The 15,061-nt window shown below is 67.0% G+C and carries 18 protein-coding genes; 9 read left to right on the top strand and 9 right to left on the bottom strand.

Annotated features, from left to right (window positions below; translation table 11 throughout):
• Positions 1-11 precede the first annotated feature (11 nt).
• From EAH84_RS06790 to EAH84_RS06765, 6 genes are all read right to left on the bottom strand, one after another.
• The gene (locus EAH84_RS06790) at positions 12-1,727 is read right to left on the bottom strand and encodes a peptidoglycan D,D-transpeptidase FtsI family protein (protein WP_140869688.1); all 1,716 of its coding nucleotides are present in this window, start codon (positions 1,725-1,727) and stop codon (positions 12-14) included.
• A complete protein-coding gene (locus tag EAH84_RS06785; protein WP_140869685.1) occupies positions 1,724-2,353 on the bottom strand; it encodes a hypothetical protein in 630 nt (209 codons plus the stop codon). Before EAH84_RS06785 ends, EAH84_RS06790 begins: the two co-directional genes overlap by 4 nt.
• Positions 2,350-3,306, bottom strand: coding sequence for a 16S rRNA (cytosine(1402)-N(4))-methyltransferase RsmH (gene rsmH, locus EAH84_RS06780; protein ID WP_140869682.1), 957 nt, complete (start codon positions 3,304-3,306; stop codon positions 2,350-2,352). Before rsmH ends, EAH84_RS06785 begins: the two co-directional genes overlap by 4 nt.
• Entirely contained in the window at positions 3,303-3,803 is a 501-nt protein-coding gene (locus tag EAH84_RS06775) for a division/cell wall cluster transcriptional repressor MraZ (RefSeq protein WP_140869679.1), read from the bottom strand. The genes rsmH and EAH84_RS06775 overlap by 4 nt, the downstream gene beginning before the upstream one ends.
• A gap of 294 nt (positions 3,804-4,097) precedes the next feature.
• A complete protein-coding gene (locus tag EAH84_RS06770; protein ID WP_140869676.1) occupies positions 4,098-4,385 on the bottom strand; it encodes a hypothetical protein in 288 nt (95 codons plus the stop codon).
• 45 nt (positions 4,386-4,430) lie between these two features.
• Positions 4,431-5,399 carry a cysteine synthase A gene (locus tag EAH84_RS06765; RefSeq protein ID WP_140869673.1) on the bottom strand — a complete coding sequence of 323 codons (969 nt, stop codon included), beginning with the start codon at positions 5,397-5,399 and terminating at the stop codon, positions 4,431-4,433.
• A 46-nt stretch (positions 5,400-5,445) separates the two neighbouring features.
• On the opposite strand from EAH84_RS06765, the gene EAH84_RS15895 reads away from it, so the two are divergent.
• The 3 genes from EAH84_RS15895 (at position 5,446) to EAH84_RS06755 (ending at position 6,601) form a co-directional block, all read left to right on the top strand.
• Complete coding sequence (locus EAH84_RS15895) at positions 5,446-5,583, top strand: hypothetical protein (protein WP_161978348.1); 138 nt, start codon at positions 5,446-5,448, stop codon at positions 5,581-5,583.
• Positions 5,583-6,071, top strand: coding sequence for a DNA-deoxyinosine glycosylase (locus EAH84_RS06760; protein ID WP_140869670.1), 489 nt, complete (start codon positions 5,583-5,585; stop codon positions 6,069-6,071). Before EAH84_RS15895 ends, EAH84_RS06760 begins: the two co-directional genes overlap by 1 nt.
• 146 nt (positions 6,072-6,217) lie before the next feature.
• A complete protein-coding gene (locus tag EAH84_RS06755) occupies positions 6,218-6,601 on the top strand; it encodes a hypothetical protein (protein WP_140869667.1) in 384 nt (127 codons plus the stop codon).
• 106 nt (positions 6,602-6,707) lie between these two features.
• On the opposite strand, the gene EAH84_RS06750 is transcribed toward EAH84_RS06755, so the two are convergent.
• The gene (locus EAH84_RS06750; protein ID WP_140869664.1) at positions 6,708-7,163 is read right to left on the bottom strand and encodes a universal stress protein; all 456 of its coding nucleotides are present in this window, start codon (positions 7,161-7,163) and stop codon (positions 6,708-6,710) included.
• 122 nt (positions 7,164-7,285) lie between these two features.
• Here EAH84_RS06750 and EAH84_RS06745 point away from each other — a divergent pair, with 122 nt between their 5' ends.
• The 5 genes from EAH84_RS06745 (at position 7,286) to EAH84_RS06725 (ending at position 11,595) form a co-directional block, all read left to right on the top strand.
• A complete protein-coding gene (locus EAH84_RS06745) occupies positions 7,286-8,620 on the top strand; it encodes a pyruvate dehydrogenase complex dihydrolipoamide acetyltransferase (RefSeq protein WP_140869661.1) in 1,335 nt (444 codons plus the stop codon).
• 4 nt (positions 8,621-8,624) lie between these two features.
• The gene (locus tag EAH84_RS06740) at positions 8,625-8,822 is read left to right on the top strand and encodes a hypothetical protein (protein ID WP_140869659.1); all 198 of its coding nucleotides are present in this window, start codon (positions 8,625-8,627) and stop codon (positions 8,820-8,822) included.
• Entirely contained in the window at positions 8,819-9,202 is a 384-nt protein-coding gene (locus EAH84_RS06735) for an acyl-CoA thioesterase (RefSeq protein ID WP_140869656.1), read from the top strand. The genes EAH84_RS06740 and EAH84_RS06735 overlap by 4 nt, the downstream gene beginning before the upstream one ends.
• 237 nt (positions 9,203-9,439) lie before the next feature.
• Positions 9,440-10,849: a dihydrolipoyl dehydrogenase gene (gene lpdA / locus EAH84_RS06730; RefSeq protein ID WP_140869653.1), complete on the top strand. Its 1,410-nt coding sequence runs from the start codon at positions 9,440-9,442 to the stop codon at positions 10,847-10,849.
• Between the two features lie 260 nt (positions 10,850-11,109).
• The gene (locus tag EAH84_RS06725; RefSeq protein WP_140869650.1) at positions 11,110-11,595 is read left to right on the top strand and encodes a hypothetical protein; all 486 of its coding nucleotides are present in this window, start codon (positions 11,110-11,112) and stop codon (positions 11,593-11,595) included.
• Between the two features lie 101 nt (positions 11,596-11,696).
• Here EAH84_RS06725 and EAH84_RS06720 read toward each other — a convergent pair whose 3' ends face one another.
• Complete coding sequence (locus tag EAH84_RS06720; protein WP_140869647.1) at positions 11,697-12,149, bottom strand: GFA family protein; 453 nt, start codon at positions 12,147-12,149, stop codon at positions 11,697-11,699.
• Positions 12,150-12,205: 56 nt separating this feature from the next.
• Here EAH84_RS06720 and EAH84_RS06715 point away from each other — a divergent pair, with 56 nt between their 5' ends.
• The gene (locus EAH84_RS06715) at positions 12,206-12,673 is read left to right on the top strand and encodes an MAPEG family protein (protein ID WP_161978347.1); all 468 of its coding nucleotides are present in this window, start codon (positions 12,206-12,208) and stop codon (positions 12,671-12,673) included.
• Positions 12,674-12,698: 25 nt separating this feature from the next.
• Here the strand turns inward: EAH84_RS06715 and EAH84_RS06710 are convergent, their stop codons facing one another.
• Positions 12,699-15,029, bottom strand: coding sequence for a putative bifunctional diguanylate cyclase/phosphodiesterase (locus tag EAH84_RS06710; protein ID WP_140869641.1), 2,331 nt, complete (start codon positions 15,027-15,029; stop codon positions 12,699-12,701).
• Positions 15,030-15,061 lie beyond the last annotated feature (32 nt).

The following is a 15,061-nucleotide window of genomic DNA, read 5'->3' as shown; positions in this document are numbered from 1 at the left end:
TGGTGGGACGCTCATTGGCCCGTCACCGGCTTGTGCGCGGGGTCCTGCCACAGCATCGGCAACATCTCGTCGATGTTGATGTCGCGGCTCATATCGGGAATGACTCCCAACAGCGCGCCGGTTCGCGCGATGGTGCGTCCGACCACCGGGGCGGCGTTATAGGCGGCGGTCTTCCATCCCCCGGTTTCCTTGGTCCCCTGCGGCGAATCGAGCATCGCCAGCACCACATAGCGCGGCGCCTCCATCGGAAATGCCGCGACGAAGGTCGCGACGTTGCGGCTGCGATCATAGCCGCCGCCACTCGCGGCTTCGGCGGTGCCGGTCTTGCCACCGACGCGATACCCCGGCGCATCGCCCTTGCGCCCGGTGCCGCGCATCACCACGAGCCGCAACATTTCGCGAATCTGGTTGCTGGTCGCGCCGCTGATCACCCGCCGCCCGGCCGCAGCGTGCCCTGGGGCGACCTTCAGCAGCGTCGCGGGCCGCCATATCCCGCCGTTGACCAGCGCGGCATAGGCGCTCGCCAGCTGCAACGGCGTGATCGCGATGCCGTGGCCAAACGCCGTCGTCATCGTCGTGGTCCGCGCCCAATAGGTCGGCCACAGCGGGCGTCCCTTTTCGCGCAGCTCGATATCGGGCTTGGTGTCGAAGCCCAGTTTGCGGAACATCGCCTGCATCCGCTCCGGCCCGATTTCGTCGGCGACGCGCGCGGTCGCGACGTTGGACGAATAGATCAGGATTTCGGGCATCGTGAGCCAGCGTTTCGGATCGCCGCGTTCGTCGTGGATCGTGAACCTGCCGACCTTCAGCGGATGGGTCGCGTCCCAGCGCCGCGCCGGACTGGCGACCACGCCGGTATCGAGCGCCGTCGCCATCGCGATCGGCTTGAAGGTCGACCCCAGCTCGAACACGCTCTGGGTGGTGACGTTGCGCAGTTCCTCGGGGCTCGACATGCCGACGCGATTGGGATTGAAGGTCGGGAGCGACGCCATCGCGATCACTTCGCCGGTCCGCACGTCCAGCACGATCCCGCCCGCGCCACGCGCCGAAAAGGTCGTCATCGCGCGCCCGAGTTCGCTTTCGATCGCGGCCTGGACGCGGGTGTCGATCGACAGCGCGACCGGCGCGCCGTTGCTGGCGGGGTCGAGCAACCGCTCGTCGAGCACGCGCTCCATCCCCGCCATGCCATGCCCTTCGCGGGTCAGGTAGCCGAGCGCATGTGCGCCTAGCGTCGATTGCGGATAGAGCCGCTGGGTTTCGCGCGCGAACACGATCGCGGGTTCTCCGATCGCGTTGACCTGTTCGACCAGCGCGGGCGAGGCCCGCCGCTGGAGATAGGTGAAGCTCACATCCTTGGTCAGCCGGCCATAGAACCACGCGCGGTCGCCGCGATCGGGCATCAGCGCCGCGAGCTTGGCGGCGATATCCATCTTGTCGCCGAGCACCTCGCGGGGGTGAACCGCGATCGTCCAGGCGTCGATCGTCCGCGCGAGCGGCGCGCCGTTGCGATCGACGATGTCGCCGCGAGCCGCCAGCGTCGCAACCCGCGTTTCGGCATCCGACCCCGCGAACGCCGCCAGCATCGCCAGCCGTGCGATCACCACCAGAATAGCGGCGGCGAACAGCAGCATCAACATCATCAGCCGCATGTGCGCGGTCGCGACCAGCGCATGTCGCTGGCCGCTGCTGACGCGTGCCGCGACGGGCCGGGCGACCAGGACGGTCAACGCAGGTGCGATTCCGCGCGCGCGCTCCGCAGGATCGTGCCCAGCGTATCGTCGGACAACAGCTTCCGGTCGAGCATCGCGACCGCCTCCGGGCGCACCTTCGCTACCGCGACCGCGGCGCGCGCGGTGTCGGTCAGCTTCGCCAGCATCGGCGCGCTCTTGGCGACCGGAGCTGGCCTGATCACGGTCTTCTCGGCGGTCCGGATCGCGCTGGCGACCTGCGCAACCGCGGGGGCCGCGGCGGCGGCGGCACGCGTCGTCGGCACCGCGGGCAGCGCGGTCGGCAGCGATGGCACGACGAGCGCCGCAGTCTGGATCGTCGCGCCCACCTGGTTGACGTCGAACGCGGCGAGCGCGGCCTCGTCGGGCAGGAACTGCCCCGCGGTGGGCGATGCCAGCGCCAGCGTGTCGCCGTTCCATTTTTCGAGCTGGGCGAGGTTCGCCCGCGTTTCGAACTCGGTCTCGAGCGCGCGGATGTCGCGCTGCGCTGCCTCGATCCGGCCGTTGACGCCATCGAGCTTCTTGCGCTCGGCGGCGACCTGCAGCGACACCAGGTAGAATCCCAGCACGATCGCCACGCAGCCGCCGAACCAGCCCACGCCCTTCAACCGATACGCCGCCGTCATACGCTCAACTCCTCAAATACCGGGCGATCCCACGCCGGGGCCGCCGTCCGCTTCGCCGTCCGCAACGTCGCCGATCGCGCGCGCGGGTTGCGCGCGACCTCGTCCTCGCCCGCGCGCACCGCGCGACCGACATCCTCGAAACTCGGCGCCGTCGCGGCGTCCGCGACGATCGGCGCATGGCGCGATCCGCCGGGGGTGTTGCCCGATCGATCGCGCAGGAACCGTTTCACCATCCGATCCTCGAGGCTGTGGAAGGTCACCACCGCCAGCCGCCCGCCGGGTTTCAGCGCACGCTCCGCCGCCGCCAGCCCGTCGGCCAGTTCGCCGAGTTCGCGGTTCACATGGATGCGGATCGCCTGAAACGCGCGGGTCGCGGGGTCCTTCTTGTCGTGTGCGCGATGACCGAGCGCCTTGCGCACCACCTGCGCGAGTTCCGACGTCCGCGTCAGCGGGCGCGCCGCGACGATCGCGCGCGCGACCCGGCGGCTCTTGGGCTCGTCGCCATAGTGATAGAGCACGTTCGCGATTGCATCCTCGTCGGCCTCGTTGACGAACTCCGCCGCGGTCATCCCCGCCTGCGCCATCCGCATGTCGAGCGGCCCGTCCGCCTGGAACGAAAAGCCGCGCGCCGCCTGGTCGAGCTGCATCGACGACACCCCGATGTCGAAGGTGACGCCGTCGACCGGCTCGCCGATTTCGCTGTCGAGCCGCGAGAATTCGGCCTCGATCAGCGTCAGGCCGTCGTCATTCGCTGCGCGCCCCGCCGCGATCGCATCGGGATCGCGGTCGAACGCGATCACGCGCGCGCCGGTGGCGAGCAGCGCGCGGGTGTAGCCGCCCGCACCGAAGGTCGCATCGACCATCGTCTCGCCGGGCGCGGGGGCAAGCGCGGCGACGACCTCGGCGAGCAGCACGGGGACATGGGGTTGAGTCGCGGTCGGGGCGGGCGTCACAGCGCGATCCCCTTTTCCTGCGCATAGAAGCGACAGGTCTGGACGACCTTGGGATCGATTCCCGGGGTCTCGATCAGCGTCTTGGGGTTCCAGATCTCGATCGTGTCGAGCATCCCGTAGAAAAACGCGTGCTGCTCGATCCCGCCGAGATGCTGCGACAGCATCGACATCACGAACCGACCCGACCCGTCGAACGGCGCCTCTTCGCCGTTGGCGAAGCTGCGCCGGATATTCTGGTCGACCTTGCCGTCCGCGCCACGCGACAGTTCGAGTCGCCGCGCGAGTTCGGCCTTCAGCGTGTCGCGATAGGCGGGGTCATAGGCGACGAGGCAGGGCTGATCTTCGTGCGCGGCGATGATGATGGTGCCGCCGTCCTTGCCGTCGGCGCGCGGCGAATTGGCGGCCAGGGCCGATCGCATGGCGTTGGGGATCGCGACGCGGCCCTTGTCGTCGACAAGAGCAAGTCCACTCCCCTGATAATCCGCCCGTTCCGCCACGCCACCCTCATCAACGGCGCGCACAGCTCCACCGCTTCGAAACGCGTCCCTCGACACGCCCCGAACTTGCCCATGCAAAGGGTAAAACTGGCCCCGTTGAAATGAATGACTATCAAGGCGACGACGGGGACGCAACGGGATTTTTGGGGATAGACGGGGAAATCGACCCTAATTCCAACGACCGCACCCGAAACGGTGCGTTACGGCACCCCGACGGCCTCCCCGCTCGACCAATCAAATCCGCCAATCGCAAGCGACACCGCACCTATCCCCGCCATTCCCCGCGCCCGGGATTCATTCGGTGCGGGGCGATGCCGCCGCGGTGTTGGTGGTGGGGGGCGCGACGCCGAGTTCGGCCATCGGCTCGGCCGACGGCGTCGCCTCGTTGATGACCGCCATGTTCGCGACGACCGCAGGCTGCGCGGCACCGGCGGTATCGATCGGGCGTTCCCGGCTCGCGGTGCCGATGATCGCGCTTGCAACCACGATCAGCAGCACGATCGCGGCGAGGCCGATCAGCCCGACCTTGACGCGCTGCGACGTCGAGGATGCGGTCGTGGTGGGGGATGGCGCAATCTTCATCCTGGCGCTGTGATAGCCCGGTCGTCGGTGATTGTCGATCCGGCCCTAGCGCAACCCCTTGGACTCGCGCCATTCGGGGTCGTGGAGCGACGACAGATAGCGAAATCCGGTGTCGCACAGGATCGTCGCGACCCGGCTACCCGGCCCCAGCTCGCGCGCCAGCCGCACCGCCCCCGCGACGTTGATCCCCGACGACAGCCCGAGGCACAGCCCCTCCTCGTCGAGCAGCCGCTTGACCCAATCCCAGCCCTCCTGGTCCGAAATCCTGAACTGCGTATCGATCGGCGCGCCTTCCAGATTGGCGGTGATCCGCCCCTGCCCGATCCCTTCCGCGACCGACGACCCTTCGGACTTCAATTCGCCATGCGCATAATAATCGTACAGCGCGGCGCCGTGCGGATCGCTCAGCGCGATGGACACCCGCTCGTCGTGCGCCTTCAGCCCCATGCCGACCCCCGCCAACGTGCCGCCGGTGCCGACCGCGCAGGTGAAGCCGTCGATCCGGCCCTCCATCTGCTCCCAGATCTCTTCCGCCGTCCCGACGATATGCGCGCGGCGGTTGGCGATGTTGTCGAACTGGTTGGCCCAGACCGCGCCCGGCGTCTCCTCCGCGATCCGGCGCGAGGTGTGGACGAAATGACATGGCGACGAAAACGGCGCGGCGGGCACCAGCACCAGCTCGGCACCCAGCGCGCGCAGCGTGTCCATCTTCTCCTTCGACTGGGTGTCGGGCATGACGATGATCGTCTTGTACCCCTTGGCATTGGCGACCAGCGCGATCCCGATCCCGGTGTTGCCCGCGGTCCCCTCGACGATCGTCCCGCCGGGTTCGAGCACCCCGCGCGCCTCGGCGTCCTCGACGATGAACAGCGCCGCGCGATCCTTCACGCTGGCGCCCGGATTGGCGAATTCGCACTTGCCGTAGATTTCGCCGCCACTCGCCTCGCTCGGCCCCTTCAGCCGGACGAGCGGAGTGTGGCCGATGAGCGATAGCGTGTCGGGATAGGTCTGCATCGCCAATAGATGGCGGCACAGACCGGGCGGGGCAAGCGAGCTTAGCTTGACCCCGCGCAAGCGCATCCGGCTTGGCCCCGCGCAAGCGCACCCCATCGCACGGTTGCCGACCGCCGGAACCCCGCCTAGTTTTGCCGCGATGATCCCGACCGCCGCGCCCGTCCTGCCATGGCCCGTCGGCTGATGCTCAAACGCTCCTTCGCCCCGGTCGTTGATCCCGCCACCCGTGTCCTCGTGCTCGGCAGCCTGCCCGGCGACCGCAGCCTCGCCGAACGACGCTATTACGCGCACCCGCAAAACCAGTTCTGGCGGCTGATCGGGTCGGTGTTCGACCGCGACCTGGCGGCGCTCGACTATTCCGATCGCCTCGCGCTGCTGCTGGCCGCCGGCGTCGGCCTGTGGGACGTCGTCGCCACCGCGCACCGTCCCGGCAGTACCGACGCCGCGATCCGCGATCTGGCGACCAACGACCTCATCGGCCTGACGCGCCGCCTCCCCGCGCTCGGCGCGATCGCGTTCAACGGCGGCAAGAGCCTCGCGATCGGTACGCGTGCGCTCGCGGGCGCGGTCCCGCATGTCGCCCGCGTCGCGCTCCCCTCGTCGAGTCCGCTCCACACCGTCGGCCTCGCCGCCAAACTGCCCGCGTGGCTGGCGTTGCGGCACTATCTCTGACCCGGCGAGGACATGGTGGGAGGCACATCGCCTCCGATGATCGCATCGCAACACGGTCCTCGCTCATGCAAAAACGACGGAATGCGTACCGTCATCACCAATTCGGCTTGACGCTCCATGCCGCATCGGCAAAGCGTCGCCGCGCCATGAAGAGCCCCCTCCTCCTCGCCGCCCCCGCCGCGCTGTTCGCGCTGGCCGCCTGCAACTCCAAGCCGCCCGAGGTCGTGGACACCAATCCCGATCCGATGGCCGCCGAACTCGCAAACCGCGCGCCCGTCGAATTGCCGCCCGCGATCAGCGCCGACAAGTCGATGCGCTGCCAGCCGGGCAATATCCTGCTCTACGTCACCTTCTTCAACGAAAATAAGCTGGTCTATGTCCGGACCGAAAAGGGCGGCGCGATCAACCGCCTGACCGCCGAAACCGCGGGCGATCCGTTCACCGCGCCGGGCGGCTGGAAGCTGACCGGCACCCCCAACAGCGCGACGATCAGCGTCCCCGGCAAGGGCGATTTTACCTGCAAGGGCTGATCGTTTTCTGACTTCACATCTTCCAGGCCGGCGCTCACCACGCCGGCCTTTTTCATGGCGATGGCTGACGGCGCATCGTCCGAACGCCACCGCCGTTCGATCATCGCTAGCTCAGCCGGTCGATCGCTTCGCGGTCGAGGCTGCCTGGGATGATCATCACCGGGACCGGCAGGATGCCCGCGTCGGTCCCCGCGAAATGAGTGACGAGGCTGCCCGGCGCGCCGCTCGCCGCCGCGCCCAGCACCAACGCGGCGATGTCGGGATCGCCCGCGATGATCTCGCGGATGATCTTGGGGCCGTCGCCCTCCCGCACCGTGATCGACGGGCGCAGCCCCGATTCCTCGATCAGCGTCCCCGCCGCGCCCGCGACGAGCCCTTCGGCGTGGCGGCGCATGTCGTCCTCGATCGTCGCCTGGACGCCGCCGAACGCGATGAATTCCTGCGGCGGGATCAGCGCGAGGATCTCGACGCCGCCGCCGGTCTTCACCGCGCGGCGCGCCGCAAAGCGCAGCGCGATCTCGGCCTCCGGTGAATCGTCGATCACGACGAGATAGGTACGCATGCTGGTTCCCCCCGGGCGCCAAGGTGGCGCGGGTTCGCGGCGCGCGCAAGTGTCGCCAGGGTTGACCCGGCGCGGGGCTGGCGCGAAGAGCTAGTCCGCTTCCCCAGGCGAAGAGGACCCGAATGTCGATCGAGATCAAGATGCCCGCATTGTCGCCGACGATGGAGGAAGGCACGCTGGCCAAATGGCTCGTCAAGGAGGGCGATAGCGTCAAGTCCGGCGACATCATGGCCGAGATCGAGACCGACAAAGCGACGATGGAGTTCGAGGCGGTCGACGAAGGCGTCATCGCGAAGATCCTGGTAGCCGAAGGCAGCGACAACGTCGCGGTCGGCGCGGTGATCGCGATCCTGGCGGAAGAAGGCGAGGACGCGTCGGCGGTCGAAGCGCCCACGACGAGCGACACGCCCAAGCCCGCGGCCGCGGCGTCGGACCCCAAGCCCGACCCCGCCGATCCCAACCGGACCGGCAGCGAGTCAAAGCCTGCGGCGCGTACCGCGGAGCACGCGGAGGATCACGGCAAGCCGATCGCACCCGCCGCGCCCAACACCGACGGTAAGCGCGTGAAGGCGAGCCCGCTCGCGCGGCGAATGGCGGCGGACAAGGGGGTCGACCTCGGTGCCGTCAGCGGATCGGGGCCGAACGGCCGGATCGTCAAGGCCGACATCGAGGGCGCAAAGGCGGGAGCCACGGCGCCCACCGCCGATGTCGCAGCGGCACCCGCGGCGGCGGCGCCCGCGCCCGCCAAGCCCGCAGCGGTTCCCGACATCCCGCACGAAGCGACCAAGCTCAGCAACATCCGCAAGACGATCGCGCGTCGCCTGACCGAATCGAAGCAGAATGTGCCGCACATCTATCTGACGGTCGACGTCCGGCTCGACGCGCTGCTGAAACTGCGCGCCGACCTCAACAAGGGGCTCGAGGCGCGCGGCGTGAAGCTGTCGGTCAACGACCTGCTCGTGAAGGCGCTGGCGGTCGCGTTGATCGAGGTGCCGGCGTGCAACGTGATGTTCACCCCCGACCAGTTGATCAGTTTCACCCGCGCCGATATCTCGGTCGCGGTGTCGACCCCGACCGGATTGATCACCCCCGTCGTCGTCGGCGCGGACACCAAGTCGCTGTCCGCGATTTCGGCGGAGGTGAAGGAACTCGCCGGGCTCGCGCGCGACGGCAAGCTGAAACCCGAACAATATACCGGCGGCACCGCGTCGATCAGCAACATGGGGATGTACGGGATCACGCAGTTCGACGCGGTGATCAACCCGCCGCAGGGGATGATCCTGGCGGTCGGCGCGGGCGAGAAGCGGCCCTTTGTGGTCGACGATGCGCTCGCGATCGCGACGGTGATGAGCGCGACCGGCAGCTTCGATCACCGCGCGATCGACGGCGCGGACGGTGCCAAATTGATGCGGACGTTCAAGAACCTCGTCGAACGGCCGCTGGCGATGCTGGCCTGACGCGATGCGCGTGGCAATCGAACTGCTCTATATCCTGCTCGGGCTGGCGGTCACGATCGCGCTGACCGCGGCGGCGGCGTGGTCGTATCCGCTGGGGCGCGCGGTAATCTGGTATTGCGGCGCGGGCGCGGCGGCGGCGACGATGCTGATGGGCATCGGACCATTACGTCGTGCGTGGCGGATCGATCGGGGAGCGGCATGACGCAACTGCCCGACACCGCGCCCACGATCCGCGTCACCGCGATGCCCGCCGACGCCAATGCCTATGGCGACATCTTCGGCGGCTGGCTGATGAGTCTGATGGATTCGGCCGCTGGCCTTGTCGCCGCGCGCCGCGCCAAGGGTCGCGCGGTGACGATCGCGATGAACGGCATGCAGTTTCATGCACCGGTGCATGTCGGCGATGAAGTGTCGGTCTATGCCAGTATTGCCACCGTCGGGCGGACCTCGATGACGATCGCAGTCGAAAGCTGGGCGCGTGATCGCCACGGCGAGGAAGCGCGTAAAGTGACGCAAGCCGACTTCATCTTCGTCGCGATCGACGACGAGCGGAAGCCCAGGGCGGTGGATGCGGCGGTGTGAAGAGAGGCATGGCAGCAGCGCTCGCGTCCCTGATGGCGGTGCCTGTGGTGACAGTTGCTGGAACGGGCATGTTTATGGTCGCGAACCGCGGCCATGCCCATGACATCTCACGCTCGTTCGGCGCGATCATCGGTGTCGTTGGCTTGATCGCGAGGTTGGTGGTTGGTTGGCCTGTTTGGCGGGCTGGGTGCCCTCGCTGCTGCCATCGTTTCAATCTATTTTACCGAGAGGCAGACTGTGGCTGACCAATTCGATCTCATCATCCTGGGCTCCGGTCCCGGCGGCTATGTCGCCGCGATCCGCGCGAGCCAATTGGGGCTCAAGGTCGCGATCATCGAGCGCGAGCGGCTGGGGGGAATTTGCCTCAACTGGGGGTGTATCCCGACCAAGGCGCTGCTGCGGACGAGCGAGGTCTATCATTATATGACCCACGCCGCGGACTATGGCCTGACGGCCGACAATGTCGGGTTCGATCTCGACAAGGTCGTCGAGCGTAGCCGCAAAGTGGCGGGGCAGCTCAACGCGGGCGTCAAAGGGCTGATGAAGAAGCACAAGGTGCAGGTGTACGAGGGGGTCGGTGCGCTGACCGGGAAGGGCAAGCTCAGCGTCAAGCAGGGCGACAAGGCCGTCGAGCTCGCCACCAAGCACATCATCGTCGCGACCGGCGCGCGCGCGCGCGACCTGCCGTTCGCCAAGGCCGACGGCAAGCGGATCTGGACCTATCGCCACGCGATGGTGCCCGCCGAGATGCCGACCAAGCTGCTGGTCGTCGGATCGGGCGCGATCGGGGTGGAGTTCGCCAGCTTCTACAACGACATGGGCGCCGAGGTGACGATCGTCGAGATGCTGCCGCGGATCCTGCCGGTCGAGGATGCGGAGGTGTCCGCGTTCATGGACAAAGCGCTCCGCAAACAGGGGATCGCGATCGTCACCGAAGCGGGGGTCGAGAAGATCGAGACGTCGGCCAAGGGCGTGACGGCCAGCATCAAGGGCCCAAAGACTGCAGAGGGGGACGGCAAGGTCACCACGACCGAGTTCAGCCATGTCATCGTCGCGATCGGGATCGTGCCCAATACCGAGGACATCGGGCTCGAGACGCTCGGTGTCGCGACCGAGCGCGGGCAGATCACGGTCGACGGGTTTGCGCGGACCAATGTCGAGGGCATCTATGCGATCGGCGACGTCACCGGCGCGCCGTGGCTCGCGCACAAGGCGAGCCACGAGGGGATCGTCTGCGTCGAGCAGATCGCGGGGCTGAACCCGCATCCGTTTGCGACGTGGAATATCCCCGGCTGCACCTATTCGCGCCCGCAGGTGGCGAGCGTGGGGATGACCGAGGCGAAGGCCAAGGAGGCGGGGCATGAGCTGAAGGTCGGCAAATTCCCGTTCATCGGCAACGGCAAGGCGATCGCGCTCGGTGAGGCGGAGGGGTTCGTCAAGACGGTGTTCGATGCCAAATCGGGCGAGCTGCTCGGCGCGCACATGGTCGGCGCGGAGGTGACCGAGCTGATCCAGGGCTATGTCATCGCGCGCCAGCTCGAGACAACCGAGGCCGAACTGATGGAAACGGTGTTCGCGCACCCGACGCTCAGCGAAATGATGCATGAGAGCGTGCTTGGGGCTTATGGGCAGGCGATCCATATCTAGACAGATAGCCGTTCAGCTGTTGGCGTGCAGTTTGCTTTCCGCACCGTCACCCCGACTTGTTCCGGGGTCCATCAAGCGGCTTTCGATAGGAATAGTGGGTCGACTCCGGATTCGCGGTGGGATGGACCCCGGAACAAGTCCGGGGTGACAAGCAAATGATGAGCTTCGATCCGTCTGCGGCTCGCATCGCGGTATTCCATCAACCGGTCGTTCGGCTATCGCCCAGTTGCGGACGTTGGCGAGTCTGATAGGCTTGCCAAATGAACCGCAAGCTCCGCTCGATGGCCGCAGCCGGCATAGTGGGGGTTTCGGCAGTTTTGCTCGGCTCTTGTTCGAGCTTCTTTGAAATCGAGTTTTCGGGATTTGGCCCAAACATACGTCTCGAATTTCACAACGATAATTTGCTTCAGTCAGTACCGCAGGCCACCTGCCTGAAAGAGTTGACTGTTTACGAGTTAGTCGGCCCGAGCGGTCACGAGCAAGTTTCCTGGCAAATCAAAGCATCCGCAGGCTGCGTGACTTTGACCGGTATCGACACCGGGCACGTCCCAAGCGGCTTCGTAGAAGAGACTAATCGGCTGCCTCTGAAAATTGGAAGTCGTTACCAAGCGTTCGCTATAGCCGACAAGGATTATCCCGATCAGGGTATTTCGTCTCGGTGGTTTGTCTGTCGAAGGTCGCCGGAGAAGGCAGACTGGAAGAACGAATCCGAACTAAGCGCGTTGCCTCCATCTTGCCTACGCTAACGTCCGCTGTCCACCACGATACGCCGTTCAAAGCCTGCACGACACTCAAGCGCAACGAGTCAGGTGGATCGTGACCTCTTTATTTTATCGGTCGAAAGGGATCAGCTGGCGGCGTAGGCCCCGATCAGCCTCGGATACTCCTCTACCGCGGGAAACCCCGCATAGCTGTGCGCCGCGCCGGTGGTGACCCAGGGTAACGCCGCACAGGTGCAGGTTTCGACGAAGGGGGCTGACCAACTCGTGTCGTCGAACATCGTGCTGCGGACGTTGACGAAGCCGAACTGGAGCGGGATGAGGGTGAACAGCCAGCTCTTGCACCAGCCGCAATGCCGGTGGTCCTGGCCCGCGGCGTGACAGCCACCGGGCTCGGTATCGCCGGCGATCACCGCGAAGCCGTCGATCGGCACTGCGACGCTGAGCGAAAAGGCGCTTGCGGTCATCCGCTGGCAGCCGCGGTAATGACACGCCATCGTCAGCAACGGCGCGGCGGTGATCCGCAACCGGACCCGCCCGCACCGGCACGCGCCGTCCTGCGGCAATTCGATATGGGGCATGGCTTTCCTCCCGAGCGCGCGTCATGTTGGAGCGCAGCCGAATAAGGGGAAACACGATGGTGCTCGTCAACATTTTCTGGCCGACCTTCGCGCTGGTCGGGCTTGTCTTCGCAGTCTGGATGACGCTCTTTGTCCAGCGGTTCGCGCACATGAAGCGAACCCCGCCGACCGCAACCGACTTTGCCGATGGCGACGCAGCGATGCGCTATTTCAGGCCGGTCGAGATGCCCGCGAACAATCTGGCCAATCTGTTCGAGCTACCCGTGCTCTATTTCGCGCTGGTTCCGCTGCTGCTGATCACCGGAAGCATCGACGGGCTCCAGGTGCTGCTCGCCTGGGCGTTCGTGCTGCTGCGCGTCGGGCACAGTATCATTCATATCGGGCCGAAGAAGGTGCAGGCGCGCTTCATCGTCTATCTGCTGTCGACGATCGTGCTCGTCGCGATGTGGGTCGGGTTCTTCGTCGACATGGTCTGGCAGGCCTATGCGTACAGCCACGCGATCGTGGCGCTGGCCCCCGCCTGACCTCCCTCACGCCACGCCCGGCTCGTCAGGCGGCGCGGGTCGCCCCCCAGCTGCGGATCGCGAGCTCGCGCGCCTCGGTCACGGGAAGCGGGCGTCCGAAATAATAGCCCTGGACCTTGGTGCAGCCGAGCTCCTGGACCATCTCGTGCTCCGCCTCGGTCTCGACGCCTTCCGCGGTGGTCGCCATGCCCAGGCTCTGCGCGAGCGCCACGACCGCGCGGATGATCGCGATCGCTTCCTTGACCCCCTTAGAGGCGCCCTGGACGAAGCTGCGATCGATCTTGATCGACGAGAAGCGAGTGCGGCTGAGATAGCCCAGCGACGAATAGCCGGTCCCGAAATCGTCGAGGCTGAGCCGGACGCCGAGGTCGAGGATGCGCTCGAGCGTCTTGGTCGCGCCGAGGCCTTCGTGCATGAACACGCTTTCGGTGACTTCGAGCTCGAGCCGCCCGGCGGGGAGGCCCGACGAGGCGAGCGCGGAGGCGACGACCGCGACGAAACCCGGGTTCTGGAGCTGATCGGCGGACACGTTGACCGCGATGCGGACTTCGGACGGCCAGCGCGCCGCTTCGTCACACGCCGTCCGCAGCACCCATTCGCCGATCGGCGCGATCAGCCGCGCCTCTTCGGCGAGCGGGATGAACTTGACCGGCGAGACGCTGCCGAAGTCGGGACTGTTCCAGCGGACCAGCGCCTCGAAGCCCTTGAGCACGCCCGTGCCCGCATCGACGACGGGCTGGTAATTGAGGTGCATCTCGCCTTTTTCGAGCGCGCCGCGGAGCGCGACTTCGAGCACGCGGCGTTCCTCGGCCTGGACATGGAGCGCGGGTTCGTAGGCGTGGAACACGCCGCGGCCCGCATCCTTGGCGCGATAGAGCGCGAGATCCGCGGAGCGGATCAGCATCTCGGCGGTGCGGCCATCGCGCGGGCCGACCGCGAGGCCGACCGAGGCCCCGACGTGCAGCGTGTGCGCATCGACCTCATAGGGACGCGACAGCGCTTCGATGATGCTGTGCGCCAGGCGCTCGAGCGCGCGCGGGTCGCTCGCATCGCGCACGACGATCGCGAATTCGTCGCCGCCGAGCCGCCCGCACATCGCATTGTCGTCCATCAGCTGCGCCAGGCGTTCGGACACACGGCTGAGCAGGCGGTCGCCGATCGGATGGCCGAGCGTGTCGTTGACCGCCTTGAACCGATCGAGATCGATCATCATGAACCCGCAGCGGCCCGACCATTTTTCGGCATCGGCCATCGCGCGCGCGAGGGTTTCGTTGACCATCAGCCGGTTGGGCAGCCCGGTCAGCGTGTCGTAGCGCGCCATCCGGTTGATCTTGTCGGCCGACGCGCGCTGTTCGGTGACGTCGGAACCGACTCCGCGGAATCCGCAGAAGCCGCCCGATTCGTCGAAGCGCGGGCTGGCGGCGAGTTCCCACCAGCGTTCCTCTTCGCCGACCATCACAGGCAGCCGCAGGTCGCGGAAGCTCTCGCGGCTCTTGAGCTTGTTGGCGAGATTGCGCAGCCCCGCTGAGAAGTTGCCGCTCTCCCACGTCGGTCCGGCGAGCACCTGGAGGAACGGCATCCCCTCGATCGTGACCGGGTCGATCCCGCAGGCATAGGCGAAGCGCGGCGACGCGCGCATCACCCGGCGGCTGGCATCGGTCTCCCACAGCCAGTCGGCACCATTGTCCTCGAATTCGCGCAACAGCAGGCTGACGGTGTCGTTGCGCTCGGTGAGCGCCATCTGGCTGGCGCGGATCACGACCAGCGATTTCGCGCGGTTGAGACTGGCGAGCAGCAGCATTGTCGTGAACAGCATCGTCGCGCCGGCGGCGGCGTAGGCACCGGAGATCGCCAGCGTCGTCGAGACCGCGAGCCCCAGGCTGCCGACGAATGCGATCGTCGCGAGCGCGAGCGGCGCCATCGCCAACGCCACCGCGGTCATCAACACCGACAGGATCATCCAGAGCACATAAGCATCGCCGGTTTCGATGCCCTGCTGAAAGAACAGCGGCGGGATCGCCCACACCATGCCAAGTGCAATGCCGTCGCCGATGGTCCCACGCAGATCCTGGACGCTGGCGAAACACCCTTCGGTGCGATGGGGAGTCGCCAGCCGCCGGACCGCGACCGCGACCGCGGTGACGGTGGCGAAGGCGCCCCAGGCGGCAAGCTGGCCGAGTGCGACCTGGCCCGCGAACAGCGACGCGGTCGCTGCGGCGGCGATCAGATTGGCGGCGAGCAGGAACAGCGCGAGCCGACGACCGGCGTATAACTGGGTCGCCCGAATTCGCGCCCATTGCGCAGGGTCGCCATCGTCGCGGAGACCCAGCAGCGTTGCCAGGCGAACCTCGGTCATATCGATCGCGGGAAGCTTATCGTTTTTCACCC

The sequence above is a fragment of the Sphingomonas oligophenolica genome, assembly GCF_006438955.1.
GTDB classification, from domain to species: domain Bacteria; phylum Pseudomonadota; class Alphaproteobacteria; order Sphingomonadales; family Sphingomonadaceae; genus Sphingomonas; species Sphingomonas oligophenolica_A.
The sequence above is the reverse complement of the archived record's forward strand: the minus strand, read 5'-3'. Positions and strand labels throughout refer to the sequence as shown.

Bases quoted from the DNA above. Each gene is read 5' to 3' on its own strand.
- EAH84_RS06725 (WP_140869650.1), top strand. From the start codon at position 11,110: ATGAACCGCAAGCTCCGCTCGATGGCCGCAGCCGGCATAGTGGGGGTT.
- EAH84_RS06750 (WP_140869664.1), bottom strand. From the start codon at position 7,163: ATGCGTACCTATCTCGTCGTGATCGACGATTCACCGGAGGCCGAGATC.
- EAH84_RS06770 (WP_140869676.1), bottom strand. From the start codon at position 4,385: ATGAAGATTGCGCCATCCCCCACCACGACCGCATCCTCGACGTCGCAG.
- EAH84_RS06755 (WP_140869667.1), top strand. From the start codon at position 6,218: ATGAAGAGCCCCCTCCTCCTCGCCGCCCCCGCCGCGCTGTTCGCGCTG.
- EAH84_RS06765 (WP_140869673.1), bottom strand. From the start codon at position 5,399: ATGCAGACCTATCCCGACACGCTATCGCTCATCGGCCACACTCCGCTC.
- EAH84_RS06715 (WP_161978347.1), top strand. From the start codon at position 12,206: ATGGTGCTCGTCAACATTTTCTGGCCGACCTTCGCGCTGGTCGGGCTT.
- EAH84_RS06745 (WP_140869661.1), top strand. From the start codon at position 7,286: ATGTCGATCGAGATCAAGATGCCCGCATTGTCGCCGACGATGGAGGAA.
- EAH84_RS06735 (WP_140869656.1), top strand. From the start codon at position 8,819: ATGACGCAACTGCCCGACACCGCGCCCACGATCCGCGTCACCGCGATG.
- EAH84_RS06740 (WP_140869659.1), top strand. From the start codon at position 8,625: ATGCGCGTGGCAATCGAACTGCTCTATATCCTGCTCGGGCTGGCGGTC.
- EAH84_RS06710 (WP_140869641.1), bottom strand. From the start codon at position 15,029: ATGACCGAGGTTCGCCTGGCAACGCTGCTGGGTCTCCGCGACGATGGC.
- EAH84_RS06720 (WP_140869647.1), bottom strand. From the start codon at position 12,149: ATGCCCCATATCGAATTGCCGCAGGACGGCGCGTGCCGGTGCGGGCGG.
- EAH84_RS06760 (WP_140869670.1), top strand. From the start codon at position 5,583: ATGCTCAAACGCTCCTTCGCCCCGGTCGTTGATCCCGCCACCCGTGTC.
- EAH84_RS06785 (WP_140869685.1), bottom strand. From the start codon at position 2,353: ATGACGGCGGCGTATCGGTTGAAGGGCGTGGGCTGGTTCGGCGGCTGC.